Genomic DNA, 24,874 nt, shown 5'->3' with positions numbered 1-24,874 from the left:
GGGGCCGCGGGACCGCCGGGTGATGCCGGCGGCCACACGGCCCCGCTTTTGTCTTTTAGGCGTTCTGGGGTTCGGGTTCTTCGGTTAGGCCTCGGGTCTTCATGGCGTGCAGGACGAGGTCGATGAGGACTTCCTTGCAGGAGTCCAGGCGGCGGGCGTCGCAGAGCATGACGGGGACCTTGGGGCCCAGGTTGAGGGCCATCTGGATCTCCGCGAGGTCGTAGCGCTGGGCGCCCTCGAAGCAGTTCACGGCGACGATGAACGGGGTGCCGCGGCGCTCGAAGTAGTCGACGGACGGGAAGCAGTCCGACAGGCGGCGGGTGTCGGCGAGGACGACGGCGCCGAGCGCGCCGAGGGAGACCTCGTCCCACATGAACCAGAAGCGCTCCTGGCCGGGGGTGCCGAACAGGTAGAGGACGTACTCGTTGCGCATCGTGATGCGGCCGAAGTCCATCGCGACCGTGGTGGTCTGCTTGCGCTCCACCCCGGAGATGTCGTCGATGCCGACGCTCTCGTCGGTGAGCAACTCCTCGGTGCGAAGCGGGCGGGTCTCCGAGACCGTGCCCACCATCGTGGTCTTGCCGACCCCGAAGCCGCCCGCGATCACGATCTTGACCGCGGTGGGGAGCCGGCGGGCGCGCACGTCGCGCCTAGAGGGCCCGGAGACCATCGATCACCGCCTTGTAGAGCCTGATGTCATGCATGTCCGCCTCTGGTTCGGGTTCCTGCAGGGAGACGAAACCCTTGTCGAGCAGGTCGCCGAGCATCACCCGCACGGTCGCCACGGGCAGGTCGAGATGGCCGGTGATCTCGGCCACCGACATCACCGCCTGGCAGAGCCGGATGATGGCCAGGTGCTCGGGGCCGAGGCCGATCGCGCCCTCCGGTTCGGGGCCGACCGCCACCACCAGGGTGATGAGGTCGAACTTGCCGCGGGTCGGCTCGATGCGGCCGCTGGTCATCACGTACGGCCGCACCATCGGGCCGGCGTGCTCGTCCAGGAAGCGGTCCTGGACGGGCGGCCGCGTCGCGGTCTCGTCCACCCAGGGCTCCTGGGTGGGGTCCTCGGGGGGCATCATGCCGGGCGCCCCTCCTGCGCGGTCTCCGAACGCGACGGCGTGGTGAGGTGGTGGCCCATGGCGGTGACGAGCATCGCCATCTCGTAGGCGATGAGGCCGACGTCGGCCTCCTCACCGGCGAGGACGGCAAGGCAGGCGCCCTTGCCGGCCACCGTGACCAGCAGGAACGCCGAGGCCATCTCGACGATCGTCTGCCGGACGGGGCCGCCGCCGAAGCGGGTGCCGGCGCCCTTGGCCAGGCTCTGGATGCCCGCCGCGACGGCGGCGAGGTGCTCGCCGTCGTCCTGCGTCATGCCCTCGGAGGACGCCATGAGCAGGCCGTCGGCCGAGAGCACGACCGCGCTGCGGGCGTGCGGCAGCCGGTGCACCAGGTCGTCCAGCAGCCAGCCGAGATCGGAGGAGGAACCGGTCTTCTGCGTCACTGATCTGCCTCGCCTTCCGCTGCGTTGGTGCCGAGGGCTTCCGCCGCCTCAGAGCGGCCCCGCTGGGTACCGCGCTGATAGGAACCCATGATCCGCTGGATCTCCTCGGGGGAGCGGCCCGGGTCGTCCTGCTCGTCCTGCTCGTCGGCGACGACGGGCTCATCGGTGCGCAGGGGGTCGGCCAGGTTCGCCTGCGGCACCCGGACGGGCAGACCGGACGGTGTCGTGGAGATGTCGGGCACGGGTGGCAGGTCCTCCGGCTCGATGGGGTCGGGACGTGCGCCGTCCTCGGGGTCCTCGTCGCGCCGCGCGGGCGCGGGGGCCTCGGGCCGCGGTTCGGGGACGCTGCCGCCGGACGCCTGGGCGGTCGGCGGTTCCGCCGCCGGCGGGGGGACCGCGACGAGGGCGGGCCCTACGGGCTGCGGTCCGGTGCTCGCCGGGGGGAGCGTCGCCGTGGGCGCGGTGGTGCGGACGGCGGCCGCCGGCGCGGCGCCGACCGCGGCGGGGCGCCGCACCTCCAGGCCGTTCGTGGTGGTGGTGCCGGCCGGGACCTGCGCCGGGCCCTGCTCGACGATCAGTTCCCGGGGGATGACGACGACGGCGGTCGTGCCGCCGTAGGCGGACCGCTTCAGCGACACCTGCAGGTTGTAGCGCTCGGCGAGCTTGCTGACCACGAACAGGCCGAGCTGGACCGAGCTCTGCAGGTTGAAGTCGGGCGGGTCGGCGATCCGCGCGTTGATCTCGGCGAGCTTCTCGTCGGTCATGCCGAGCCCGCGGTCCTCGATGTCGATGGCGAAGCCGCTGGCGACCAGGTGCCCGCCGACCTGCACGATGGTGTCGGGCGGGGAGAACGACACGGCGTTCTCGATCAGCTCGGCGAGCAGGTGGGTGACGTCGCCGACCGCGCGTCCGGCCAGTTCGACCGGGCCGAACGGCAGGACGGTGACGCGGGTGTAGTCCTCGACCTCGCCGACGGCGGCGCGGACGACGTCCACCATCGGGACGGCGTTGCGCCAGCCGCGGGCCGGGAGGGCGCCGGAGAGCACGATGAGGTTCTCGGCGTTGCGCCGCATTCGGGTCGCGAGGTGGTCGAGACGGAAGAGCTCCTCCAGCTCCTTGGTCTCGATGTCGCGGCGGCGCTCCATGGTGTCCAGCATGGTGAGCTGCCGGTGCACCAGCGTCTGGGTGCGGCGGGCCAGGCTCAGCAGGACGTCCCGGATGCCGCGGCGCAGCTCCGCCTGCTCGACGGCGGTGCGGATCGCGGTCTCCTGGACGGCGTTGAACGCGCGGCCCACCTGCCCGATCTCGTCCGTGCCGAACCGCAGCGGCGGCGCCTCGACGGCGACGTCCACCTGCTCGCCGTGCCCGAGGCGTTCGACGACGCCGGGCAGCCGCTGCTCGGCCAGCTCCCAGGCGGCGCCGCGCAGCCGTTCCAGCTGCCGGACGAGCGCGCGCGCCGTGGTGATCGACACGACGATGGACGCGATGACCGCGAGGAGGCCGAGTCCACCGGCGAGCAGCAGCCGGACGATGACCCAGGCGGCGATCGGGGTGGCGCGCTCCACAAGCCGGTCGCCGGCGTCCTGGATCGTCTTGCGCATCTGGGCGATCGCGGGCTCCGTCGCGCCGCGCCACTGCTCGGCGCTCACGTTGGGGCGCTGCGCCTTGTTCCGCGTGAGGAGCGCGTCCTCCATGTTGACGACGGTGTTGAGGCGCTTGTTGGCGTTCAGCTCGTTCCACGCCTGCCGGTCGGCGAACTCCAGGTCGACCAGGGCGCGGTCGTAGTTGAGGCGGCGCGCGCCGACGGCCTTGGCGATGTCCAGCTGGTCGACCGGGGTGATCCGGCCGGACGCCAGGACGCCGGCGATGAGCGCGTCCTCCTGGGACAGCAGCTCCCAGGAGCGGTTGACGGCGATCTCCGCGCGCAGGTCGGCGGTGAAGCCCTTGTCGTCGAGCGTCGTCGTCCCGTCGTACATGTGGAAGATCGACTCGATGGTGTCGGAGTAGACGTCCATGATGTGCCGGCGGTCGTAGACGCCGGAGTCGATCGAGCGGCGGTCGCCGTCGAGCCGGCCGAGCAGCCGGACCATCGCGTCGAGCCGCCGGTCCATCTCGTCGTCGGCGGCGCGGCGGACCGAGCCGCTGCGGGCCTTCTCGACGACGATGGCCCGCTCCTTGTCGGTGCGGGCGCGCTGGGCGGCGAGCAGGTCGGGCCGCCGCTGGCCGGACGCGAGCATGGTCACGGTGAGGCGGCGCTCCTGCTGCAGCTCGACGAGCAGCGGGTCGCTCGGGGCCACGACGCTGTCCAGGGTGCTCACGAAGAGCAGGTTCACGCCTTCGCGCAACGTCACCCAGGCGGCGAAGGCCCACAGCGCGGTCAGCGAGACCAGCAGGGCCGCAATCTTGGTCCGCAGCCGTGAGTTGCGGAAACGCATTATGATCGCCCCAACAATTGTCAAGGTGCCTGCAATGCGAGGTACTGGGGCCCGGCTGCGAGACACTGGTGGCGTGAGTGCGGGTAGCGCTATGCCGTGTCACCGGCAACGCACCGCTGAACCTTACCAACGCCACCAAACCCACTCAAGGTGAATGGTTTCCGTCTCAGCCGTACAAGCAGGTCACCCTCATACAACGTGGTGAAATTCACCGCACCGAAACACTGGCGTCACACCGGGCGAGACGAAGAGCCGCCAGCACCGCCGCCCGGACGATCGTCGTTGGGCGATATAGGTCTTTGTCATGCCATAGAGGCGGCTTGCCGGAGTCAACGTCCTCCGGACCGCCGGTCAAGGCGCCGGAGGCGGTCCGCAGGGCCGATCTCAGGTAGGCGTCGCCCCGCCGGACCGCTCGCTCCGCCGCCTCCCGCACCGCCGAGTCGGTCGCGGCGTCGCCGGACGGACGGGCCAGCGTGAGGACGTGCACGGCGTAGGCCGTCTCCTCGGCGGTCCCGCACCAGCGTCCCCACGAGCCGTCCGGGCGCTGTTCGCGCAGCACCCACCCGACGGCCCGGCGCACCGCGTCCGCGGATTCCGGGCCGCCGAACCCGTCCAGCGCGAGGGCCGCGCAAGCGGTCGCGTAGAGCGGTGAGGCATGCCACCGGTCTTCCCAGCGGCCGTCGTTCAACTGCTCGCCCCTCAGCCAGGACGCCGCCTTTCGCGCGCTCGCCGCGTAACGGCCTGCCGGGTCGGCGCCGCCGCACTCCAGGTAATGGCCGAACGCCTCAAGTACGTGCGAGTTGGTCGTGACGGAGCGTCCGTTCTCACCGGGCCAGCTACAGAAATGCGTCTTCGTTTCGTACTTCCACAGCAGGTCGGGTGGGTGCGGTTCCCCGAGAAGCGACAACGCGTACAGCAGACCGGAACTGGTGTCGGCGTCCGGAGGCAGGCCGGTGCCCCCCGGCGCGCCGTCCTCGCCGAGCGCCGTCCGCATCTGGGCGATCAGCTCCGGCGGGACGGCCGGCGCGAGCCCTGCGCGGGCCAGCCAGCCCAGCACCCAGCCGCGCTCGAAGTTGGTCACCGGGACGGCGACGGGAACGGGACCGCCGTGCTGCTCGACGGCGGCCTCCAGGTAGCGCAGCACGGCCTCGTCCGCCTCCCCGCCCCGGCCCGGAGTGCCGAGCCAGGCGGCGGTGGCGGCGGTGGAGGCGCCGACGGTCGCGAACCGTCCCGGCGCCTCCGGCGCGGAAGGATCGCGGGAGGGGTGCGGGCCCGGCAGCGGTACGGGGTGGACGGACTCGGCGCGGCGTGCCGACGCACCCGCCACTTCGAGCGCGTGCTGCACCTTCAGCGGGACGGCGCCCCCGCCTTCGAGATGGGCCCTGGCGGCGGCGACGAACGCTCCGTCCATCCCGGCGGGCGGGGCCAGCCGGCCGCCGGTCCACCAGGTCGCGAAGGCGGGGTCGTCGCGGAGCCGATCGAGGTGCCCGTTGATCGCCTCGATGAGGGCCGGGGTGATGTGCTCGATCGCCGGCATGTCCGGGACGTCCGTCGCCGCCCCGCCGTAGATCCACCGCGCGACGGTCCGCATGGCGCGCCCGGCGCCGCGGGTCACCTCGGCGACGTAGACGCCGGACGGCCAGCGCCGACCCTCCGAGACGAGCACGGACAGCAGCGCCTCGGTCGCGCTCAGGCTAGGGACGAGCGCGTAGCCCGGATCGGGCGGCCCCCAGCCGCCGTCGGGCCGCTGCGTGTCGAGCAGGAACCGGATCCGCCGGGAATGCCCGGTCAGCCACGGGGCCAGGCTCACCAGCCGCCCGGTCTCGTAGACGGACGGGGACGAGCGTCCCCACGGGGCGCGCACGAGGTCGGCCACCAGCGCGTCGGCGGCCGTGTGAAGATCGTGGGGGTCCGGGTCCGCGGCTTCGGGCGCGTCCGGACCCGCCTCCTCGACGGTCACAGCGACCCCCAGTAGTCGCTCAGCTCGTAGAAGCCCGTGCTGTAGCCGATCTGCCGTTCGAGGTAGGCGACGGCCTCGGGGCAGTCGGCCCGCAGCGGCCGGACGCGGTCGCGGCAGCCCGCCACGATCTCGTCGATCCGCGCGGTGATCTCGGCACGTTCCACGCCGAGCATCTGCGCGTTCAGGTCGCCCCAGGTGACGTCCCGCTCGTAGGTGGCGAGGTCGTTGAGCAGCCGCAGCACCTTCTGGACGTCCCGGCTCGCGGCCTGCAACTCGCCGATGTGGTCGAGGACGCCCTGGTCGGCGTGCACGATCCAGTGCGAGACGTTGACCCAGGCCGAGCCGTAGTTGTCGGCGTTGTCCAGGTACTCGTCGAACGTCGGCCAGGCCGCCTTGTCGCCCGACTTCCACGTCAGCTCGCGTGCGCCGCACTCCAGGAGCCGTCCGAGCTGCGCGAGCCAGTCGTCGCGCAGCGCCGCGAAGGCCGGAGACGCGGCCGCGTCGTCCCGGATGTCGGCGAGGAACCTCGTGAGCCCGTCGCCCGGGGTCGGCGCGGCGCCCTCGGCCACGGCGAGGCAGCGGCGGTTGATGTCGTCGACCTCGTCCCTCGACGTCGCGACATGGTCCACCAGCCAGTCCAGGCCGAAGATCCACAGCGAGGTGCGCGCCGCCATCCGGATCCCGGACGCGCTCAGCCACGGCGACCCGAAGGCGTTCGCGCAGGCCACGGCGTTGAACAGGGTCTCGTCGATCGGCTTGGCGTCGAACAGGTCGGGATAGGACTCGGCGCACTTCGCCAGGTCGCGGGCGCACTTCACGGCCTGCGCCATCACGGCCCCGTTGTGCCGCGCGTCCTGGAGGGCATCGGGCTTCGCGGGGCCGCCGGTATGCGGGGGCGCCCCGTCCACCGCCGTCACGCGTCCCGCCTGACCGGGGTCAGCGTCATCTCCAGCGACTCCCGCGGCCGCAGGGTCGCGCCGATGCGCGGCATGGCGGGGATGGCGTCGGACAGGGTCGGACGGAACCGGTTCAGGATGCTCGTCAGGATCATCCGCGCCTCGACGTCGAACACGTGGCGGCCGATGCACTGGTGCGGCCCGCCGCCGAACGGGAAGTAGGCGTAGCGGTGCCGCTTGCGGGAGTTCTCCGGCGTGAACCGCTCCGGGTCGAACTCCAGCGGACGTTCCCACACCGACGCGAGCCGGTGCGTGAGGAACGGGCTGATGAGGACCGGGTCGCCCGGCTCGATGTGCACGCCGCCGAGGATCGTCGGGGCGGTCGCCATGCGCGGGAACATCCAACCCACCGGGTAAAGGCGCAGCAGTTCCTGGACGACCTGCGACACGTACGGCAGTTGCGGAAGGTGGTCCGGACGGACCGGCTCGCCGCCGACCACGCCCTCGATCTCCTCGACCAGCCTGTCCCTGACGTCGGGGTGGTCGTGCAGCAGCGGCCACAGCCAGGTCAGTGCCAGCGTCGTGGTCTCGGTACTGGTCGCGAACATGGCGAGCAGGTTGTCGCGGATCCACTTGTCGTCAGGCGGGGCGCCGTCCTCGGTCCGGGCCTGGCAGAGCGCGGTGAAGATGTCGCTGCCGTCGCCCGGGTCGTCCCGGTAGCGCGCCACCAGCTCGAACAGGACCTCGTCCATCACCTGGACGGCGTCCTTGAACGCCTTGTCGCCCGGCATCGGCAGGACGCGGGGCAGGAACGGCAGCAGGAACCGGACCGAGATCGAGGTCGCGATCTGGTCGAACGTCGGGATCAGCTTGTTGGCTTCGACGGGGGAGATCTTGTCGCCGAACAGGACCTTGATCACGGTCTCGTTGACGATCCGGCTCATCTCCGGCAGCACGTCGATGGGCCGTCCCGCGCGCGCCGGCTCGTCCAGCTTGGCGACGGCGTCGTTGATCGCCTCCGCCATCAGCCCCGTGAGCCGGTTGACGTTGCGGGTGGTGAACACCGGCTGCAGCACTCGCTTGCTGTGCTCCCACTCAGCGCCTTCGGACAGGATGCTGTCGCCCATCAACTCCCGCAGGGGCCGCCAGAACACCCCGTCCCGCTGGAAGATCTCCGACTCGCGCCGCAGGACCTGCTGGATGTGGTCGGGATGGGTGACGAGGTAGGGGTGCGATGCACCGAGGTCGAGCCGGATGAGCCGGCCGTCCCCCTCCGTGCTGATCCGCTCCAGTTGGCGCAGCGGGTCGCGGACGAATCCGGCGACCGTGCGGTACAGGGGGAAGTTCTTCGCCTTCTGGACTGGGACGGCGCCGACGTCAACGGACATTACCGACTGCCCCTCGATGTTGAGTTGGAGTGCCAGTGCTCGCGGTCACACCGTCCCGGAGCGCGGGGCCGCCCGGGACGTCCGGCGCCCCTCGCGGCGGGACGCCAGGAATGAGTGATTAGGGGTATGTGGGAAGGTTGCGGTGTTATGTAGCTTTCTGTGGGAGTATCACATGATCAATTAACATCGGCAAGGCTTGGAGCGGTAGAAATCTCAACCTTTTCGACGTGACCCTTATCACTTGCCGGCTGTGTTGTCCCGTTGTCGAGTCGGCCTTACAAGCATGATCAAATGGCTCGCGAAAAGGGCGTACGCTCCCACCGGACACCACAGAGAGTGATGCCGGTTAAGTGGAGCTCTCTTCCGGTTTATACCGAATTACTTTGCGGCGCGGTCGATCGGGGCCAGATCGGGCCACGCGACGCGCCCCGCCACCCGCACCTCGCCGATCACCGTCCGTGATCCGCAGCGCGCCACGACCGGGTACGTGCTCGGCGGGGCGTCCCGCCTGACGACGGCGGCGCCGTCCACCGCGCGTCCGGCGAACGCCTCAGACCTCGCGGTCACCCTGCCCGTGCAACCGGGCACCGCCAGCCGGACCCGCTCACCGGGCCGCACGGCGCGGGGCTCCACCGACACCGGGCTCCTCCCGGTCGCGGTCGCCTCTCCCGTCGCCGGAGCCAGCATGCCCGCCGCCACGAGCGCCGTTCCCAACACGGTGACGCTGAGCAGACGCAACGACGACTCCCTCACTCGGGCGTGTGACGTCCGGCACTTTAGCCCCTCAGGGCGGTTTCGGGCACCGCTTCCCGGCGTCCGGCGCGCAACCCGTCCCACGTGAGCGTCACCAGCGCGACCCAGACCAGCAGGAACCCCGCCCACCGGCTCGGCGGCATCTCCTCGTGCTGCACGAGGAGACCGATCGCGAACTGCAGCACCGGCGCCAGGTACTGGAGCATGCCGAGGGCGCTCAGCGGCAGCCTCACGGCCGCCGCGTTGAACAGCATCAACGGGACGGCCGTCACGATCCCGGCCGCGGCCAGCAGCGCCGCGTGCCCCACGCCGTGATGCCCGAACGCCGCCTCGCCCCGTCCCTCCAGCACCAGCACGAACGCCAGCGCCGGCAGGAACGTCACGGCCGTCTCGACGGCCAGGCTCTCGGCCGACGGCATGTCGGCGAACTTCTTGAGCAGGCCGTACACCCCGAACGCGAACGCCAGCACCAGCGCGATCCACGGAGGCCGCCCGTAGTCGACGGTCAGCACGACCACCGCGGCCGCCCCCGTCCCGACCGCCGCCCACTGCCATGGCCGCAGCCGCTCCCGGAAGACCAGCACCCCGAACACCACGGTGATCAGCGGGTTGATGAAGTACCCCAGCGCGGACTCGATCGTGTGCCCGCTGTTGACGGCGTAGATGTACGTCCCCCAGTTGACGCTGATCGCCAGCGCCGCCAGCGTCAGCAGGACGCCCCGCCGCCATCCCAGCGTCCGCAGCCACCCCCGGCTCCGCCGCACGGCGAGCACCGCGACCACCGCCACGAGCGACCACATGATCCGGTGCGCGAGGATCTCTCCCGCCCCCGCGGGCTTCAGCAGCGGCCAGTACAGGGGGAACAACCCCCACATCACGTACGCCGCGACCCCGCACACCATGCCCCGCCTCACGAACGCAACATACCAGCAGGTAATCAACCAAACGGAACAACGCTCATGTCATTTGGCTCACTGACCTTGAGAGCATGTTCGGCTTAGCGAAGACCAAGATGGTCACTCCAGAAAAGGCGCTCCCCGGCAGGGACGAGCCCATCCCGGTACCGGACTAACCTCCGCCACCGACTTCCACTTCGCCGAGGCCTACCTCCAGAAAAACCCCAACGGCTACCGCGGCCCAGGCGGCACCGGCCTCTCGTCCCCCGCAGGAGTAGCCTCCGCGGGGTGACTTGGACGGCGGACGAAGAGGTCTCGGCCCTCTGGGCAGAGCATTTGGATCTCGCGTTCCCAGACGCCTTGCGGTGGCTGGACGCTCCAAGCGGTGAGTCAGTGGCGACGCTCGACGCCTACGTGGCGGGTTGCATCTCCGCGTACCTGCTGGGAGGGACTCTTGATACCGAACGCCGGTCCGCCTTGAACGGCCTGCTGAGCGATCTTCGTGGCGTCATGCCGCAGCTGCGTGGCGACGGCGCCGAGTACGTGGCCCGCTTGCTCCGCATGGCGGAACTGATCGCCGCTTCTCTGCGGTAGCGGTGACGCTCAGGCGACGTAGGTGTCGAGCACTTCGTGCACCTGGGGGGCCGTCCCGTGTGGCTGCAGCTTGGTGGCTAACGGTCAGATTTGTGCGTCTGGCTCTTGGGGCGCGGTCTTCGCCAGGGCGCCCGGCCGGGGGTTGCCCCTGACGGCGACGCAGATTCCGAAGATCCGCTCCCGTCCTGTCCAGCCATTGATCCGGCCGCGGTTGTTGCTGATCCGCACACGGCCCTTGGCGGCATCGATGCCCGAGACGAGATGCAGGTAGACCGTCCCGGCCACCCGAGCGAGCACGATGTCGCCGACCTCGAGTTTCACCGGATCGACCGGCGCGACGGTGACCAGATCCCCGCTTCGGATCAGCGGCACCATGGAGGACCCGGAAGGCCGGAACTCCACGGTGGCCCCCTCCGCGACTCGCGCGGCGATCGTATCCATTTTTCCCATAAAGGCAGGATGCGGGCCTCGCGCATACCTGTCGATCGAATTTAGACGCATCTACTGCATCTCTTCGATAGCGGCGCAGGTCAAGCGCCGTAGCCGTAGGTCGTGGTATTCGGGCTCGGCCGTTGCCCGGATGCCCTGTGGGGCGAGTCGACGGCCCCGCCGCCAGCTCATCGGCAGGCCGGCCCCGTCTGGGTTACGACATGCCGGTGCCAAGCGGGCGTGAACCCCTCCCCAGCGCACGTGCCGCGCTCTGCGGGGGAGGTGCCATCTTGTGGTGATGGCTGAATCCGGAGTGCGTTATCCCTTGGTCGCGGCTTGTACGGCTGCGAACCAGCGCGCGGCCGCGAATTCGAACATCGATTGAACGACGGGAAGCCTGAACGCATACCAGCCTTCGTCGCTGGCCAGTGTCATGTTGATCAGGGTGCCCGAATGCGATGGAGTTGCGACGATGGATGCCTTCATAGGGAAAGCTCCGCTCCGGATAAGAGCGCCGAAGAGGCGAAGTAGCAATCGGGAGCCTTTCCGAGCGTGGATGGTGTCACCCTGGCAGGCAATGTCCTTCCAGTTCAGCCCGTCCAGCGTGGTGACAATGGTCCGTATCGAATCGGCCGGCGTCCGATGGACTTCCCATTGCTGGTCCGCGCGCATGCGCGGAGCCTATCGCAAAGCGTCCGGTATATGTCGGTTCAACCGGCCGGTACCGATCGGCCGAGCCCGTGCGGCCGCGTAGCAAACGCACTCGCTTCCCCGGCGCGGTGTGCGCGGAGGAAGCCGCGTGATGATGTCGTACTTGGCGGCGGACTTGACCTCGTGCCCGCGCCGGGTGCGATGCTCATCTCGTTCTTGTTCAGTCGAGGTACGCGGGTAGGTGGCGACACGGATGTGGTGGGGCACGCTCGGTGGAAGCTTCGTTCGGGGCCTCGGCGGCACAGGGCTGAGCCGTTCCGGCGGCCTGGCCCCCGCCGAGTAAGGGCATGCCCACAGGACGGGTCCTCTACGTGATCGCTTGTGGAGCCTCTGCGGCGTCCGATGTGGAGGTCTTTGTACGGCTGGCGCAGGGCGAGGGTTGGCATGTCCGGGTGATCGCGACCCCGATGGGGGCCAAGTTCCTGGACATGGAGCGGCTCGCAGACCTGACGGGCGGGCCGGTGCGGACCGACTTCCGCCGGCCGCACGAGACGTCGAACGGCCTGCCTCCCGCCGATGCCGTCGTGGTGGCTCCGGCCACGTTCAACACGATCAACAAGTGGGCGCTGGGCATCACGGACACGGTCGCGGTCGGGATGCTGTGCGAGCTCCTGGGCATGGGCGTGCCGACGTTGGCGGTGCCGCAGGTCAAAGCCGAACTGGCCGGCCATGTGGCCTTCCGCCGGAATCTGGAAGCTCTTCGCGCTATGGGCGCCCACGTGCTCTTCGACCCTGCCGCCCCTCCGGAGGCGCGCATGCCCGGCTGGCACGACATCCTCGCGGAGCTGAACAGCATCCTCGATGACTGACCCGGCGGCGTCGGGTCAGTGGACGGCGGTGGTGGGGCCGTTGATCACGAGAGATTGACCATCGCGCAAGGTGCGATGGGCGGTGCCTTGCGCGCGGTAGTGGTCGGCGACCTCACCGAGGATCTTGGTCTCGGGATGGCCGGGGGAGTCGATATGCGGCACCACGACGTAATCGAGGACGGCGAGGCCGTCGAAACGGGCCGGGGTGCCATAGGCGGTCTGCACTGCCTCGGGGGCGTCGCACCGATCTAGGCCGTGAAGGTCCGGGGCCAGGACGCAAGCGCCGGCGCTGTAACCGGCATAGACGGCGGCGTCCTCGCGCAGCAGTTCGGCGATGGCGCGGTCGGCGCCGCTCGCCGCCAGAGCGTGGCGCAGGACGAACACGTTGCCTCCCCGGACCCAGAGGAGGGGGAATCCGCGAAGCGTGGCCGCGACTCGGCTGGGGTCCTGGCCGAAGAACGCCCGCAAGTCGACTTCGACCGGCCGCAGGCCGAGGGCGGCGAGGGCGTCGATCTCCCGCTCGACCGCCGCTCGGCGCTCGGCGTCGGGCAGGGCGTCAACAGCGTTGGCGATCACCGCGGCCCGCGTCCCGGCGGCACCGGTCAGCAGCCCCAGCATCTGTTGTGGATGCTCCCCGGTCCGCCAGGAAGACAGATACATGCGCACCCGAGAACCCTAGAGCCCCCGGCCGGGGCCGCTGATCCCGAACACCTCGGCATGGGCCCGCCGACCTCGGTGGGCCCGCAGATCGGGTCGAATTAGCCGACCTCATGGTGTCCGGTTTTGCATGGACCGTACGCTACTTTCTCCCTCGGTACCGAGCGAGAGCGACCTGATGACTTGGGAGACGCCGCCGACGGTTCTGTGGCTGCTGCCATGCCTGGCGTGGCTTGTCGTGTGGTTGTTCCTTTAGGAGGAAGGACGACCCATCAAGCCCGGATTGGGGCTGCTTAGCAGTTCAGGCGTGGGATGTGGCGCATGTGGCCGAGTGCGTACTTCTGTGGGTGTTCGACTGTCCCGTTTAGGCAAATCCTTGGACGAGCGGGGCCCCATACGGCTGGTGGTGCACTAGTCTTTGCGACCTAGGCACTTTGAAAGGTTGCACTCTGCCGTCTGGCAGAGCAGTGGAAGGTGTAGGGGCATGCCGGACAGTCCGACTGTTCACCAGCGACGCCTTCGGGTAGAGCTCCGCAGGGCGCGCGAGGCCGCCGGGCTGACGCAGGAGCAGGCGGCGAAGGCCTTGGACTGGTCCCTCTCGAAGATCATTCGTATTGAGGGTGGGACGGTCCGGGTCGCGGTGAGCGACGTCCGTGTCATGTTGCAGGAGTACGGGGTGGGGCCGGAGCGGTTCGACGAGTTCCTGGGCCTGGCACGGGCAGCTCGCGAAACGGCGTGGTGGAGCGCCTATCGCAGGGTGCTCAGTTCGCAGATGGCCGAGCTCATCGGCTTCGAGTCGGCCGCCGGCGTATGCCGGGAGTTCGATCCTCTGCTCATTCCCGGGCTGCTGCAGACCAGCGCCTATGCCAAGGAGATCCTCACCAACCTGCGCGGAGAGGCCGCACCCGAGCAGATCAACGAACTGGTCGAGGTGCGGCTGCGCAGACAGGACATCTTCGAAGGCGACGCTCCGCCCAGGTTCTACTTCGTCATCGACGAGGCGGCGATACGCAGGCCGGTCGGCGGTGCCGCTGTGATGCGGGCCCAGTTGTCGCATCTGCTGGAGATGACGAAGCGCCCCAACGTGACGATCGAGATCGTCCCGTTCGGCCATGGAGCGCATCCGGGGCTGAGCGGGCCGTTCAAGCTCATCGAGTTCGTTGAGCCCGAGGACGACGACGTGCTCTACCTCGAAGGCGCACAGGGGGAGTTGATCGGGCGCGACTATCGCGAGGACATCGTCCGGTATCGCGAGAAGTTCGAGGTGCTGCGCCGAATTTCGCTCGGCCCGGAAGGCTCGGCCGTGCTGCTCAACACGGCCGCGGAATCCCTCTGAGAAGCCTTGCCCGCATCACCGGCGACGGGTGATTGATCCACCTATGGCTTGATCTACGGTGAACACTTACACTTTCACATTGACAGAGCACGACACAGGACTGTGGTGTGCCTGAGATCGTGCGCCGAAGGGCATGGCCGAGCTTGAGGATGTCCGCCCGAACAGAAGGTCGCCGTTCGCATCCTGATCGGCCTGCGAGGACGCCTCCAAGGTTGTGCCCAGGAATTCTGACAGCCGCGTCGCGAGGGCCGGCGGTTGGAAGGGGCCAGTGTGGACAGGACGGAACGATCGCAGGTGGTCTGGAGAAAGAGCAGCCGCAGCGGGGGCGGGAACTGCGTCGAGATCGCCTTTGACGGGGACTCCGTCCTGATGCGGGATTCCACTGATCGCCTGAGCGCTGTCCTGTCGATTTCGAGCGTGCAGTGGCTGCTTCTGCGGAGCTCGCTCCGCAGGCGGTACGGCGCTGCGCAGGACTGAAGACCGATCATGCGGCGGGCTCCGGGAGGAGAGGCTCCCGCGGCAGCACCGGGTCGTGGTGGATGTAGCCGCTGTACGGCTTCTCTTTGATCACTACTTCCAGCTTGACGAAGTTCGTGGGGTCCAGGGCACAGAAGCCGCTCCCCACGACGTCCTTGTACAGGATGTCGGACACCACCAGGGCCAGGTCACGGTCCTGGTGCTCGGCGAGGTGGTCGCGCAGCGGTGCCGCGTCCAGCAACCGGGAGACCACGACGGGGGCGTCGCCGGCCGGGCCGAGCGGCCCTTCGATCATGGTGCCGTAGTGGAACGCGAGCCGCATGCGCAGGCGGGTGGCCCGATGCTCGTTGAGCTCGGCGAGCGCGTGTTCGAGGTCGCAGGCGAAGGCGCCCACCACGTGGGGGATGTCGACGTCGGCGGGCATGACGACGAGTTCCCCGTCCCCGCCCGGCTGGCGGTACCAGCCGCTGGTTCGGAGCCCGGACCTTCTCGCGGAGCCGTTGAGTAACCTGCGAAGGTCCTTCTGGGCGGCGAGTTGCCGCTGCGCGTCCAGGTGACTGTACTTCTCCAGGTCCACGGCGAGGAGCAGGCGGTACGCGAGCCGCCTCCCACCGGTGGGCCAGGGCCATCGAAGCATCATCTGCCGTCCTAGAAGCCGCCGTCAGTTCGATTGTGCCCGATGCATCCTGCTATGTGCAGGGCAACATGAGTCGGTTAGCAACATGGCACTTCGCCGGTAGCTTCTGGCTAAGGGCGGAGCAGACTGCCACCGCTCCTTCACCTGCATAGACGTCACGGCAAGAGTTCAGTTGTATCTTGCGGGGTGGCGTGTGGACACCTCGCGTTGTGCCATATGGCGTTTTGCCTTCTGGATGGCCCCGACCTCTGGTCGCTCGCTAGGGTTGGGGGATGGGGTTTGAGGTTGTTTGTGAGGTGGAGCCGCCTACGCGGCCGGATCTGCGGCGGGTGCGGCATCAGATCGGGGTGTTGAGTCCGGTGGCGGACTCGTTCCTGATCCCGGACAACCACATCGGGCGGGCGACGGTGTCGAGTGTGGCCGTCGCTCATGAGGTGCAGGCGATGGGGGCGCGCGGGATCGCGTGCCTGAACTCCCGCGACCGGAACCTGCTCGGGTTCCGGCGCGACCTGCTGACGGCTGCTGCCTACGGGGTCGAGCGGTTCCTCTTCGTCTACGGGGACAAGCCCTCGGCCGGCGGACGGACGAGCGAGCTGACCGTGCGCGCGATGATCGAGGAGGCCCGGGCGGCGGGGGAGGATGCCGCTTTCGCCGGGTGTGCCCCGTTCCAGGTGGGGGTGACCTCCGGGCTGCGGCGGGTCCCTGACTGGAAGCGGGCGGCGGACTTCATGTTCGTCCAGGTCAGCTACTCGGTGGAGAGCCTGCTGCGGTGGCGGGACACCGTTGACGTCGAGGGGCCCGTGTACGCCGGGGTGATGGTGCTGGCGAGCGCGGGGATGGCCCGCAACCTGGCCGCGTCGATTCCGGACATCGACATCCCGGACGAGCTGGTCGAGGCGGTCGAGCGCGACCGGGCGGCCGGGGTCGCGGCGGCGTGCGAGCAGGTGCTGGCCGTGCGCGACAGCGGGGCGTTCGACGGGGTGCACCTGGTGCCGGTCAGCCGGTATCGGGAGGTGGCCGCGCGGCTCGAGCGTGAGCTGCACGCCTAGCCGGGCAGGATGGGCGCATGAAACTGACGCCGGGGCTGCGGGGCGAGGTCGAGATCGTGGTCGCGGAGGCGGACACGGCCGTCCAGGTGGGGAGCGGGGACGTGCCCGTGCTGGCGACGCCGCGGCTGCTCGCGCTCGCCGAGGCGGCCACGGTGAAGGCGGTCGGGCCCTGGCTGGAGGAGGGCGCGACCTCGGTCGGGACGCGGGTCGAGGTCCGGCATCGCGCGGCCACACCCGTCGGCGGACGGGTGACGGTCACCGCCGAGTTGCGGGGCGTGGACGGGACGCGCCTGGCCTTCGCGTTCGAAGCCGTCGACGGACGGGGCGCGGTGGTGGGTGAGGGCCGGGTCGAGCGGGTGGTCGTGGACAGGGAGAGCTTCCTTTCGCGGCTCTCCCGTTGAGGGTCAGTACGGCAGGAGGCGGCCCGAGGGGGTTCGCAGGTCGGGCTGGCTCGGTTGACGTGGGGGCTTGGGGCGCTTGATGAGCTGCTGCCGTGCCATGGTGATCATCTCCCCCCGCCGGGCTGCCTTTAAAACCCGTGGATCGAGCGGTTACCTCATGTGACGCGGCCGGGCCGGACGAGGTTCGCTGAGCTTATGCGACCAACACTGCCCGTTCGACCGATTTTTGGGAAGCCCATTTCCACGGTTCGCGTCCAGAAGATCGCGGATCGTGGCCGAAATCAGGTGACGGTATCGAATCAAGAGACGATGTCGCGCGTCCGGAAACGGCGGAACGCCAGGGCGAACAGGACGGCGGCGTAGGAGACGGAGATGGCGGCGCCCTTGGCCATGCCCGCCCACTGGACTTCGGGCTGCAGGGCGTCCATCCAGGAGTACATCCAGTGCGTCGGCAGGAAGTCGCGCCAGGAGCCGAGCGCTGTGACGGCGTCCAGGATGTTGCTGACGATGACGAGCCCGACCGCGCCGCCGACCGCGCCCAGAGGGGAGTCGGTCGTCACGGAGAGCAGGAACGCCAGGGCGGCGACGACGAGCTGCGCGACCAGGGAGTAGCCGATGATGATCGCCATGCGGCCGAGCGCGGTGCTCACCGGGACGGTGCCGCCGGTCGGGAGCTCGACGTCGCCCCAGCCGAACCCGGCCGTCCCGGCGACCAGCGCCATCAGCGGCAGGCTGACGACCGCGACGACCGCGTAGGACAGGGCGACGATCAGCTTCTGCCGCAGCAGCCGGGCGCGCGGCACGGGCGCGGCGAGAAGGTAGCGCAGGGACGACCAGCCCGCTTCGCTCGCCACCGTGTCGCCGCAGAACAGGGCGACCGCGACCACCAGCAGGAAACCGGTCGAGACAAAGAGGGCGAACAGGGCGAAGTTCAGCGCGGACGACGTGGCGACGTCGACCAGGCTGGGGACGCCGTCCGGGCCCGGGTCGCCGCCGAGCTTGAACGCGGCGACCAGCACCCACGGCAGCACGAGCAGGATCGCGAAGGCCACCAGCGTGCGCCGGCGCCGGAACTGCCGGACGGCCTCCACCCGCAGCGGAAGGGTGCGCCGGACGTGGTAGGCGGTCATGGACCCTCTCCGATGATCTCCAGGAACGCGTCCTCCAGGCGGCGGCCGGACCCGGTGATCTCGGCGACCGGGCCGGCGGCCACGCGGCGGCCGGCGGCCATGACGACCGCGTGCGTGCAGGTCTGCTCGACCTCGGCGAGCAGGTGGCTGGAGACGATGACCGTCCGTCCGGCGGCCGCGTACCGGACGAGCACCTCCCGCATCTCGCGGATCTGGGGCGGGTCGAGTCCGTTGGTGGGCTCGTCCAGGACGAGGAGGTCGGGCAGCCCCAGCATGGCCTGCGCTATGGCGAGACGTTGCCGCATCCCCTGCGAGTACGTGCGGACGGCCCGGTCCAGCGCCGAGCCCAGGTCGGCTATCTTCAGCGCTTCGTCCAAGTGGGCCTCGTCCAGGGGACGGCCGGTGGCGCGCCAGTAGAGGTCCAGGTTGTCGCGGCCGGAAAGATGGGGCAGGAATCCAGGTCCCTCTACGAACGACCCCAGGCGGGACAGCACGGGCGCGCCCGGGTACACGCGGTGCCCGAAGATGCGGATCGAGCCTGAGTCCGGATGGATCAGCCCCATCAGCATGCGCAGCGTCGTCGTCTTCCCTGCACCGTTCGGCCCGAGAAGCCCTAGCACCTGCCCCTTCTCCACACGGAACGACAGGTCCGAAACCGCGAGATGCCCGTTCTTGTACGCCTTCGTTAGCCCGGTTATCTCCAGGGGAACGTCGTTGTCCGTTTCGGTGCCGCGCCTGCGGCGTCCAGGGAGAAGGATGGCGAGCGCCAACGCGACGGCAACGAGAGGCAGTGCCCACACCCAGGCGGGCAGAGGCGCCGGCGCGGTCTTCAGCGACGGGACGGACGGGACGCTCAGCGGCGACACCACCTGCACCTTGTACGACGAGGGCTCGGCGGGCGTCGCGAAGCCCATGTCGGTGGTGGCGATGGCCAGGCGGAGCCGGTGCCCGCGGTCGAAGCGGTAGTCCATCGCCGGGAGCGTCACGGTGACCTCGCCGCCCGACACCCGGAACGGCGCCGCCAGCCGCCGCGCCGGGACCGCCGCCCCGCCCGGGGGGACGTCGTAGAGCTTCGCGAACAGCGGGCCGTCCCCGCTGACCTTCAGCCGGACGGTCGCGGCGCCCGTCAGCCACAGCGGACGGTCCAGCGGACGAGTGTCGAACGTGGCGGTCTGTCCGGGCATGTCCGAGGGCAGTTGCCCGCCCAGGGAGCCGCCGAGCGACCCGCCCAGGGAACCGAGCGCCCCCAGCCCCGGCAGGGCCGAGATCGACGCGGGCGCCCCGCCCGCCGGGTTGAAGATCGTCTGCTCGCTCCCGGCCAGCGGCAGGTTCGACGAGTCACCAGAAAGCCCCGGATAACGCCGCGTCGACGCCTCGTCCACGACGACCGCCTGGGTGGAGGAGTCGAGCCCGCCCGCCCGCGTCACCGTGAACCCGTCCGGGGACGGCGCCGACGTCCGCATGAGCCGCGCGTCGAAGAAGTCGCGCACGAGCCCCTCGACCCGCTCGGTCTCCGGGTCGCCGCCGTCGTGCCCGCCCTGGAACCACACCACCGACACCGGCGCGCCGTTCCGCGCGATCGCCCGCGCGTTGGCGTCGCCCTGGTCGAGGGGGAACAGCGAGTCGGACTGCCCCTGGACGATCAGCGCCGGCACCCTGATCCGGTCGGCGACGGACGCGGGGCTCGACCGCCGCAGCGTCGCGATCGCCGACTCGGTCGGACGGCCCTTCTCCGCGACCTCCTGGTACATGTCGCACAGGGACGGCAGGAAACGCCCGCACGCCGTCCGGCCGGCGCTGCCCGTGAAGAACAGGCCCGCCCACAGCTTCTTGAAGACGCCGTCGGTGGGCTTCGCGCCCGCGGCGGCGTCGGGGAAGAGCGCGTCGGGCAGGCTGTTCCAGGTGATCTGCGGCGCGATGGCGTCCACCCGCCGGTCGTACGCGGCGGTCATCAGCGCGATCGCGCCGCCGTAGGACTCGCCCGCCATCCCGACGCGCGGGTCGCCGGGGCCGTCGAGCCGGACCTCCGGGCGCCGCGCCAGCCAGTCGATCAGCTGCCGGGTGTCCTTCACCTCGTAGTCGGGGGAGTTGAGGGCGATCTCGCCGGTCGAGCGCCCGAAGCCGCGCGCCGACCAGGCCAGCACCGCGTACCCGGCGCGGGCCAGGCCGCGCGCCTCGCCCGCGACGTCCCGCTTGCTGCCGCCGAAGCCGTGCCCCAGCAGGACCGCCGGGCCCTTCGCCCGCCCGACCGGCTTGTAGAACGTCGTGTCGAGCGTGACGCGCTGGTCGTCCTTCGGCCCGTCGACGACGGTGACGCGCTGCTCGGTCTCCCGGACGCGGGCCTCCCCGTCGGCCGTCGCGCCCCACGCCGCGGCACCGCCCGCGATCACCACGGCGACCCCGGCCGCAGTCCAGCGCGCGGACCGTCCCGTCCTGCCCCACCGCGCCTTGAGCGCGCCCGCCCGCCTCATGCCAGAACCCTATGCGCGCCCCGCGACCGTCCGCTCCGCCCTGAAGCCGATCTCGGCTGCTCCCGCCGCGGTACGCGGCCCGGCGCCGCTACGCCTCGCGACGGACGGACGGGGCGAGGGCGGCGGTGAACATCGCGGTGAGGCGGTCGGTGAGTTCGGCGGGGTCGGCGGCGCGCAGGTCGCCGAGGCCGAGCAGCCGCCGCACCGGCCCGCCGCCCATAATGATCGTGGACGCCAGCAGCGCCCGCGCCCGCGCGTCGGGCCCGTCCAGCTGCGCCACCATCGGCTCGACGATCACGTCCTCCAGGTAGCGGAGCAGGATCTCCTTGACCTCGGGGTGGCCGGCCGACCGGTCCAGCATCCGGGACATGGCGGTGGCCGAGCGCTGGTCGACCTGCCGGACGAAGTGCTCGGCGAGGCGGCGCGGCAGCCCCTCGGGGGCGCCCGCGATGACGCCGCGGATCACCGACTCCCCGGCCAGCACCTCGCCGAACAGCGCCGCCTTCGAGCCGAAGTACCGGTTCACCAGCGCCATGTTCGCCTCGGCGCGTGCGGCGATCATCCGGACGGTGACGCCGTCGTAGCCGTGCTCGCCGAACAGGTCGCGGGCGGCGTCCAGGATGCGGCGCCGGGTGGCCTCCCGGTCGCGCTTGCGCCGCCGCGCGGCCTCGCGGCGGGGCTCCTTCTCGACCTGCATCCCCAGCTCCCGGTCACCGGTAACGGTCCATCCCCATTATCCAATGAGTTGCAAGTAAACAACCGTCTACATAAGGTATATGCAGAACACAGGTATTTCATCCGAGTTGTGGGGGCAGGGTGGCTCAGGCGAGCGTGGCGTCGCACGGCCCGGCGGCGCCAGAGCAAGCGCGACCGCACTACACGCACCGTCAGATCCTGGAGATCCTCGCCGGTCTGATGATGGCGATGCTGACGTCGATGATCTCGACGTCGGTGGTCGCGACGGCGCTGCCGACGATCGTCGGCGACCTCGGCGGCCAGGACAAGCTCTCCTGGGTCGCGAGCGCCTCGCTGCTGACCATGACGGCGTCCACGCCGCTGTGGGGCAAGCTGTCGGACATCGCCGGGCGCAAGCTCATGTTCCAGACCGCCCTGATCATCTTCGTGGCGGCCTCGGTGGGCGCGGGCCTGTCGCAGGACATCGGCCAGCTCATCGCGGCCCGCGCGTTCCAGGGCCTCGGCGTCGGCGGCCTGTCCGCGCTCGCCCAGGTCATCCTCGGGGACGTCGTCGAGCCCCGGCAGCGCGGCCGCTACGCCGGGTTCATGGGCGCGGTCTTCGGCGTCTCGACCGTCGCCGGGCCGCTGCTCGGCGGGTTCATCGTGGACACCGACGGCCTGGGCTGGCGCTGGTGCTTCTACGTGTGCGTGCCGCTCGCGGTCGTCGCGTTCCTCGTCATCCAGAAGGTGCTCAAGCTGCCGAAGGTGCGCCGCGACACCCGCATCGACGTCTTCGGCGCGTTCACCATCACCGGCAGCGCCGCGCTGCTGATGCTGATGCTGTCCATGGGCGGGACGGAGTTCGCCTGGAACTCCCAGTGGACCTACATCCTGCTCGGCGCCGCGGCCGTGCTGCTCGTCCTCGCGATCGTCGCCGAGCGCGTCGCGCGCGACCCGATCCTGCCGCCGCGGCTGTTCCGCAACCCCACTTTCCTGCTGACCTCGTTCGTCTCCGTCTGCGTCGGCATGGCGATGTTCGGCGTGATGATCTACATGCCGCAGTACCTGCAGATCGTCAAGGGGATGAGCCCGACGGCGTCCGGCCTGATGACGCTGCCGCTGGTGGTCGGCATGCTCGTCACCTCCACCGGTTCCGGGCAGGTCGTCACCCGCACCGGCCGCTACAAGATCTTCCCGGTGTTCGGGCTGCTGTGCGTCGCCGGCGGGCTGTATCTGCTGTCGCTGCTGCACACCGACTCGCCCAAGGTGCTCGTCGGGACCGACCTCGCCGTCCTCGGCGTCGGGATGGGTCTCAGCCTGCAGATCCTCATCCTCGCCGCGCAGAACGCCGCGGCGCCCGCCGATCTCGCCTCCACGACGTCCGGTGTCTCGTTCTTCCGTAATCTCGGTGGTGCTATGGGCGTGGCCGCGTTCGGCGCTATCCTCACCAACCGGGTCGCGGACGAGATCACCAGTGGCTTCCGCGCCGCGGGCATCCCCATGCCGGGCGGCGGTGCGCACGGTCTCGGCTCCCCGGAGGAGATCAGCAAGCTTCCCCCGCCGGTCAGGGGCATCATCCAGGAGGCGTTCACGAACTCGCTGCAGACCGTCTTCCTCGTCGGCATCCCGGTGGCCCTGGTCGGGTTCCTCGCGGTGCTCGCGCTGAAGGAACTCCCCTTGCGCGGCTCGGCGCACCGCGGCAAGGGCGAGCCGGCGCCCGCCGTCCAGCAGGAGGCGCCCGCGGAGAGCGGCGTCGTCCACCCGCCGTCCCCGGCGGTGCGGACGGGTGCCGTCGGTGCGATCGGCGCCGGCAGGCACGCGCGCGGCCACGGCCCCCAGGACGACGGCCGCTTCGCCAAGACCGCCACGCCGCCGACCCCGCCCGAGGAGCCGGCGGCGCCCTCGGCCACTCTGGACCTGGCCTCCCAGGTGCACCTCCTGGCCCAGCAGAACGGGCTGCACGAGCCCGGCGGCGTTCCGGTGCGGGGCGTCGTCCGGACGCGCGAAGGCGAGCCCGTCGCCTCGGCCGCCCTCACTCTCATCGGCGTGGACGGCCACCAGCTCGCCCGCACCATCACCCGGGAGGACGGGCGGTACGCGCTGCCGACGCCCGGCCCCGGCAGCTACGTGCTGATCGCCGCGACCGGCGGGCACGAGCCGCAGGCCGCGACGCTCGTCGTCGGCGACCGGCCGGTCGAGTTCGAAGTGCTGCTGGCCGGCAGCGGCGGCCTCGTCGGAACGGTCCGCAGCGCCGACGGCACCCCCATCGTCAACGCGATGGTCGTCGTCACCGACGTGCGCGGCGACGTCGTCGGCACCGGACGCACCGACCCCGACGGCCGCTACGCGTTCAAGGACATCGTGACCGGCGCCTACACGCTCGCCGTCAGCGCCGCCGCGCACCGCCCGGTCGCGATGCCGGTGGAGGTCGCCGGGAGCGGGCAGACGGTGCTGGACGTGGACATGCCGCCCGGCGCCCGGATTCGCGGGACGGTCCGCAACGAGTCGGGCGAACCGGTCGGGGACGCGCGGGTCACGCTCGTCGACGCCGCCGGGAACGTCGTCGCGATGGTCATCACCGGACCGGACGGCGAGTACGCCTTCACCGACCTCACCGGCGGCCAGTACACGCTGATCGCGTCCGGATATCCTCCGGTCGCGACCGGTCTGTCGCTTTCCGGCGGCGGACTGGACGACCACGACCTGAAGCTCGGCTACCCGGACGAGTGACGGACGCGAGCGAGCCGGGCCGCCCGCGGGCGGCGGCCCCAGAACACGGAACCTGGAGTGCGGGTCGTTGATGGACGCGAACCGAGGTCTGCGCGGGACGGTGCGGACGAAGGACGGCTGGGCGGTGCGGCACGCCATCGTCACGGTCACGAACCTGGCGGGCGACCAGGTCGCGCGCGAGCAGACCGGGGAGGACGGCGTGCTCGCCGCCGGCCCGCTGCCCCCCGGCACCTACACGGTGATCGTGACGGCGATGGGCTTCCAGCCGGCCGCCTCAACGATGATCGTCTCCAGCGCGGGCACCGCCGACATCGGGAAGATCGTCCTCGGCCGGGCGGGCGGCACCGAGCTCCCGCCGGCCGGCGCCTGGACGATCGACCCGGCGCACTCCAACGTCGGCGCCGTCGCGCAGCACCTCGGCCTGTCGAGCGTCCGCGGCCGGTTCGGCGCCTTCGAGGGACGCATCGAGATCGCCGAGCCGGTCGAGGAGTCACGCGTCACGGCGCGCATCGAGGCGGCGTCCATCGACACCGGCAACAAGATGCGCGACGACCATCTGCGCTCTGCCGACTTCCTGAACGCCGACGTCCACCCGGTCGTCACCTACGAGGGCGAGGGGCTGACCGCCGCCGGGCCCGACCGCTGGACCGTCCACGGCCGCCTCACCCTCAACGGCGTCACCCAGCCGGTCGACCTCGACATGACCTACCTCGGCAGCGGCGGCGACCTGTGGGGCGGCCTCCGCGCCGCGTTCCGCGCGACCGCCGAACTCCGCCGCACCGACTTCGGCATCCGCTTCAACCAGATCGTCGAAGCGGGCGTAGCCCTGGTAGGCGAAAGCCTGAAGGTCGAACTGGAAATCCAAGCCGTCCAAGGCGAAGACCTGCCGACGTAAGAACGAGCCGCGCACCGACCTCAGCCCGCGCCGCACCACCCGAC

At 70.4% G+C, this 24,874-nt stretch carries 24 protein-coding genes; 8 read left to right on the top strand and 16 right to left on the bottom strand.

Annotated features, from left to right (window positions below):
- Positions 1–55: 55 nt before the first annotated feature.
- The 9 genes from K4S16_RS15690 to rarD all read right to left on the bottom strand — a co-directional run bounded on the left by K4S16_RS15690 (position 56) and on the right by rarD (position 9,835).
- Positions 56–670 (bottom strand): ATP/GTP-binding protein, encoded by a 615-nt coding sequence (locus tag K4S16_RS15690; protein ID WP_149259692.1) that lies wholly within the window; start codon positions 668–670, stop codon positions 56–58.
- A complete protein-coding gene (locus tag K4S16_RS15685; protein WP_149259691.1) occupies positions 651–1,079 on the bottom strand; it encodes a DUF742 domain-containing protein in 429 nt (142 codons plus the stop codon). The genes K4S16_RS15690 and K4S16_RS15685 overlap by 20 nt, the downstream gene beginning before the upstream one ends.
- Positions 1,076–1,501 (bottom strand): roadblock/LC7 domain-containing protein, encoded by a 426-nt coding sequence (locus K4S16_RS15680; RefSeq protein ID WP_149259690.1) that lies wholly within the window; start codon positions 1,499–1,501, stop codon positions 1,076–1,078. The genes K4S16_RS15685 and K4S16_RS15680 overlap by 4 nt, the downstream gene beginning before the upstream one ends.
- Positions 1,498–3,936 carry a nitrate- and nitrite sensing domain-containing protein gene (locus K4S16_RS15675; RefSeq protein ID WP_149259689.1) on the bottom strand — a complete coding sequence of 813 codons (2,439 nt, stop codon included), beginning with the start codon at positions 3,934–3,936 and terminating at the stop codon, positions 1,498–1,500. Before K4S16_RS15675 ends, K4S16_RS15680 begins: the two co-directional genes overlap by 4 nt.
- Before the next feature lie 208 nt (positions 3,937–4,144).
- Entirely contained in the window at positions 4,145–5,896 is a 1,752-nt protein-coding gene (locus tag K4S16_RS15670) for a prenyltransferase/squalene oxidase repeat-containing protein (protein WP_149259688.1), read from the bottom strand.
- Positions 5,893–6,813: a terpene synthase family protein gene (locus K4S16_RS15665; protein ID WP_235036832.1), complete on the bottom strand. Its 921-nt coding sequence runs from the start codon at positions 6,811–6,813 to the stop codon at positions 5,893–5,895. The genes K4S16_RS15670 and K4S16_RS15665 overlap by 4 nt, the downstream gene beginning before the upstream one ends.
- On the bottom strand, positions 6,810–8,180 hold the full coding sequence (locus K4S16_RS15660) for a cytochrome P450 (RefSeq protein ID WP_149259687.1): 1,371 nt from the start codon (positions 8,178–8,180) through the stop codon (positions 6,810–6,812). Before K4S16_RS15660 ends, K4S16_RS15665 begins: the two co-directional genes overlap by 4 nt.
- 378 nt (positions 8,181–8,558) lie before the next feature.
- The gene (locus tag K4S16_RS15655) at positions 8,559–8,918 is read right to left on the bottom strand and encodes a hypothetical protein (RefSeq protein WP_149259686.1); all 360 of its coding nucleotides are present in this window, start codon (positions 8,916–8,918) and stop codon (positions 8,559–8,561) included.
- Between the two features lie 38 nt (positions 8,919–8,956).
- Complete coding sequence (gene rarD / locus K4S16_RS15650) at positions 8,957–9,835, bottom strand: EamA family transporter RarD (RefSeq protein ID WP_149260142.1); 879 nt, start codon at positions 9,833–9,835, stop codon at positions 8,957–8,959.
- Positions 9,836–10,222: 387 nt separating this feature from the next.
- Between rarD and K4S16_RS15640 the strand changes: the two genes are divergently transcribed.
- A complete protein-coding gene (locus K4S16_RS15640; RefSeq protein WP_149259685.1) occupies positions 10,223–10,423 on the top strand; it encodes a hypothetical protein in 201 nt (66 codons plus the stop codon).
- Positions 10,424–10,507: 84 nt separating this feature from the next.
- On the opposite strand, the gene K4S16_RS15635 is transcribed toward K4S16_RS15640, so the two are convergent.
- Together K4S16_RS15635 and K4S16_RS15630 are read right to left on the bottom strand one after the other, a co-directional pair.
- Complete coding sequence (locus tag K4S16_RS15635) at positions 10,508–10,864, bottom strand: S24 family peptidase (RefSeq protein WP_200841906.1); 357 nt, start codon at positions 10,862–10,864, stop codon at positions 10,508–10,510.
- Positions 10,865–11,170: 306 nt separating this feature from the next.
- The gene (locus tag K4S16_RS15630) at positions 11,171–11,524 is read right to left on the bottom strand and encodes a hypothetical protein (RefSeq protein ID WP_149259683.1); all 354 of its coding nucleotides are present in this window, start codon (positions 11,522–11,524) and stop codon (positions 11,171–11,173) included.
- A 326-nt stretch (positions 11,525–11,850) separates the two neighbouring features.
- On the opposite strand from K4S16_RS15630, the gene K4S16_RS15625 reads away from it, so the two are divergent.
- Complete coding sequence (locus K4S16_RS15625; protein WP_149259682.1) at positions 11,851–12,372, top strand: flavoprotein; 522 nt, start codon at positions 11,851–11,853, stop codon at positions 12,370–12,372.
- 15 nt (positions 12,373–12,387) lie between these two features.
- On the opposite strand, the gene K4S16_RS15620 is transcribed toward K4S16_RS15625, so the two are convergent.
- Positions 12,388–13,032, bottom strand: coding sequence for a Type 1 glutamine amidotransferase-like domain-containing protein (locus K4S16_RS15620; protein ID WP_235036892.1), 645 nt, complete (start codon positions 13,030–13,032; stop codon positions 12,388–12,390).
- Positions 13,033–13,513: 481 nt separating this feature from the next.
- On the opposite strand from K4S16_RS15620, the gene K4S16_RS15615 reads away from it, so the two are divergent.
- Both K4S16_RS15615 and K4S16_RS15610 read left to right on the top strand, forming a co-directional pair.
- Positions 13,514–14,365: a helix-turn-helix transcriptional regulator gene (locus tag K4S16_RS15615; protein WP_149259680.1), complete on the top strand. Its 852-nt coding sequence runs from the start codon at positions 13,514–13,516 to the stop codon at positions 14,363–14,365.
- Positions 14,366–14,635: 270 nt separating this feature from the next.
- Complete coding sequence (locus K4S16_RS15610) at positions 14,636–14,842, top strand: DUF397 domain-containing protein (protein ID WP_149259679.1); 207 nt, start codon at positions 14,636–14,638, stop codon at positions 14,840–14,842.
- 7 nt (positions 14,843–14,849) lie between these two features.
- On the opposite strand, the gene K4S16_RS15605 is transcribed toward K4S16_RS15610, so the two are convergent.
- Positions 14,850–15,482, bottom strand: coding sequence for a hypothetical protein (locus tag K4S16_RS15605; protein WP_149259678.1), 633 nt, complete (start codon positions 15,480–15,482; stop codon positions 14,850–14,852).
- A 356-nt stretch (positions 15,483–15,838) separates the two neighbouring features.
- On the opposite strand from K4S16_RS15605, the gene K4S16_RS15600 reads away from it, so the two are divergent.
- Positions 15,839–16,528, top strand: a complete 690-nt coding sequence (locus K4S16_RS15600) for a methylenetetrahydrofolate reductase (RefSeq protein ID WP_235036831.1) — start codon at positions 15,839–15,841, stop codon at positions 16,526–16,528.
- A gap of 17 nt (positions 16,529–16,545) precedes the next feature.
- Positions 16,546–16,929 carry a thioesterase family protein gene (locus K4S16_RS15595; protein WP_149259676.1) on the top strand — a complete coding sequence of 128 codons (384 nt, stop codon included), beginning with the start codon at positions 16,546–16,548 and terminating at the stop codon, positions 16,927–16,929.
- Between the two features lie 299 nt (positions 16,930–17,228).
- Here K4S16_RS15595 and K4S16_RS15590 read toward each other — a convergent pair whose 3' ends face one another.
- The 3 genes from K4S16_RS15590 to K4S16_RS15580 all read right to left on the bottom strand — a co-directional run bounded on the left by K4S16_RS15590 (position 17,229) and on the right by K4S16_RS15580 (position 21,227).
- On the bottom strand, positions 17,229–18,059 hold the full coding sequence (locus tag K4S16_RS15590; RefSeq protein ID WP_149259675.1) for an ABC transporter permease: 831 nt from the start codon (positions 18,057–18,059) through the stop codon (positions 17,229–17,231).
- Positions 18,056–20,530 carry an alpha/beta fold hydrolase gene (locus K4S16_RS15585; RefSeq protein ID WP_149259674.1) on the bottom strand — a complete coding sequence of 825 codons (2,475 nt, stop codon included), beginning with the start codon at positions 20,528–20,530 and terminating at the stop codon, positions 18,056–18,058. Before K4S16_RS15585 ends, K4S16_RS15590 begins: the two co-directional genes overlap by 4 nt.
- 88 nt (positions 20,531–20,618) lie before the next feature.
- On the bottom strand, positions 20,619–21,227 hold the full coding sequence (locus K4S16_RS15580) for a TetR/AcrR family transcriptional regulator (protein WP_149259673.1): 609 nt from the start codon (positions 21,225–21,227) through the stop codon (positions 20,619–20,621).
- Between the two features lie 119 nt (positions 21,228–21,346).
- On the opposite strand from K4S16_RS15580, the gene K4S16_RS46800 reads away from it, so the two are divergent.
- Positions 21,347–23,935, top strand: a complete 2,589-nt coding sequence (locus K4S16_RS46800) for an MFS transporter (protein ID WP_149259672.1) — start codon at positions 21,347–21,349, stop codon at positions 23,933–23,935.
- Between the two features lie 70 nt (positions 23,936–24,005).
- Positions 24,006–24,830 (top strand): YceI family protein, encoded by an 825-nt coding sequence (locus tag K4S16_RS15570; RefSeq protein ID WP_149259671.1) that lies wholly within the window; start codon positions 24,006–24,008, stop codon positions 24,828–24,830.
- Positions 24,831–24,874 lie beyond the last annotated feature (44 nt).

Source organism: Actinomadura sp. K4S16, from assembly GCF_008327685.1.
GTDB lineage: Bacteria > Actinomycetota > Actinomycetes > Streptosporangiales > Streptosporangiaceae > Spirillospora.
The sequence above is the reverse complement of the archived record's forward strand: the minus strand, read 5'-3'. Positions and strand labels throughout refer to the sequence as shown.

What these genes read in the sequence shown, in the direction of transcription:
- K4S16_RS15690 (WP_149259692.1), bottom strand. Translation starts at nt 670, where the DNA reads ATGGTCTCCGGGCCCTCTAGGCGCGACGTGCGCGCCCGCCGGCTCCCC.
- K4S16_RS15685 (WP_149259691.1), bottom strand. Translation starts at nt 1,079, where the DNA reads ATGATGCCCCCCGAGGACCCCACCCAGGAGCCCTGGGTGGACGAGACC.
- K4S16_RS15675 (WP_149259689.1), bottom strand. Translation starts at nt 3,936, where the DNA reads ATGCGTTTCCGCAACTCACGGCTGCGGACCAAGATTGCGGCCCTGCTG.
- K4S16_RS15660 (WP_149259687.1), bottom strand. Translation starts at nt 8,180, where the DNA reads ATGTCCGTTGACGTCGGCGCCGTCCCAGTCCAGAAGGCGAAGAACTTC.
- rarD (WP_149260142.1), bottom strand. Translation starts at nt 9,835, where the DNA reads ATGGTGTGCGGGGTCGCGGCGTACGTGATGTGGGGGTTGTTCCCCCTG.
- K4S16_RS15635 (WP_200841906.1), bottom strand. Translation starts at nt 10,864, where the DNA reads ATGGATACGATCGCCGCGCGAGTCGCGGAGGGGGCCACCGTGGAGTTC.
- K4S16_RS15630 (WP_149259683.1), bottom strand. Translation starts at nt 11,524, where the DNA reads ATGCGCGCGGACCAGCAATGGGAAGTCCATCGGACGCCGGCCGATTCG.
- K4S16_RS15625 (WP_149259682.1), top strand. Translation starts at nt 11,851, where the DNA reads ATGCCCACAGGACGGGTCCTCTACGTGATCGCTTGTGGAGCCTCTGCG.
- K4S16_RS15620 (WP_235036892.1), bottom strand. Translation starts at nt 13,032, where the DNA reads ATGTATCTGTCTTCCTGGCGGACCGGGGAGCATCCACAACAGATGCTG.
- K4S16_RS15615 (WP_149259680.1), top strand. Translation starts at nt 13,514, where the DNA reads ATGCCGGACAGTCCGACTGTTCACCAGCGACGCCTTCGGGTAGAGCTC.
- K4S16_RS15605 (WP_149259678.1), bottom strand. Translation starts at nt 15,482, where the DNA reads ATGATGCTTCGATGGCCCTGGCCCACCGGTGGGAGGCGGCTCGCGTAC.
- K4S16_RS15595 (WP_149259676.1), top strand. Translation starts at nt 16,546, where the DNA reads ATGAAACTGACGCCGGGGCTGCGGGGCGAGGTCGAGATCGTGGTCGCG.
- K4S16_RS15590 (WP_149259675.1), bottom strand. Translation starts at nt 18,059, where the DNA reads ATGACCGCCTACCACGTCCGGCGCACCCTTCCGCTGCGGGTGGAGGCC.
- K4S16_RS15585 (WP_149259674.1), bottom strand. Translation starts at nt 20,530, where the DNA reads ATGAGGCGGGCGGGCGCGCTCAAGGCGCGGTGGGGCAGGACGGGACGG.
- K4S16_RS15580 (WP_149259673.1), bottom strand. Translation starts at nt 21,227, where the DNA reads ATGCAGGTCGAGAAGGAGCCCCGCCGCGAGGCCGCGCGGCGGCGCAAG.
- K4S16_RS15570 (WP_149259671.1), top strand. Translation starts at nt 24,006, where the DNA reads ATGGACGCGAACCGAGGTCTGCGCGGGACGGTGCGGACGAAGGACGGC.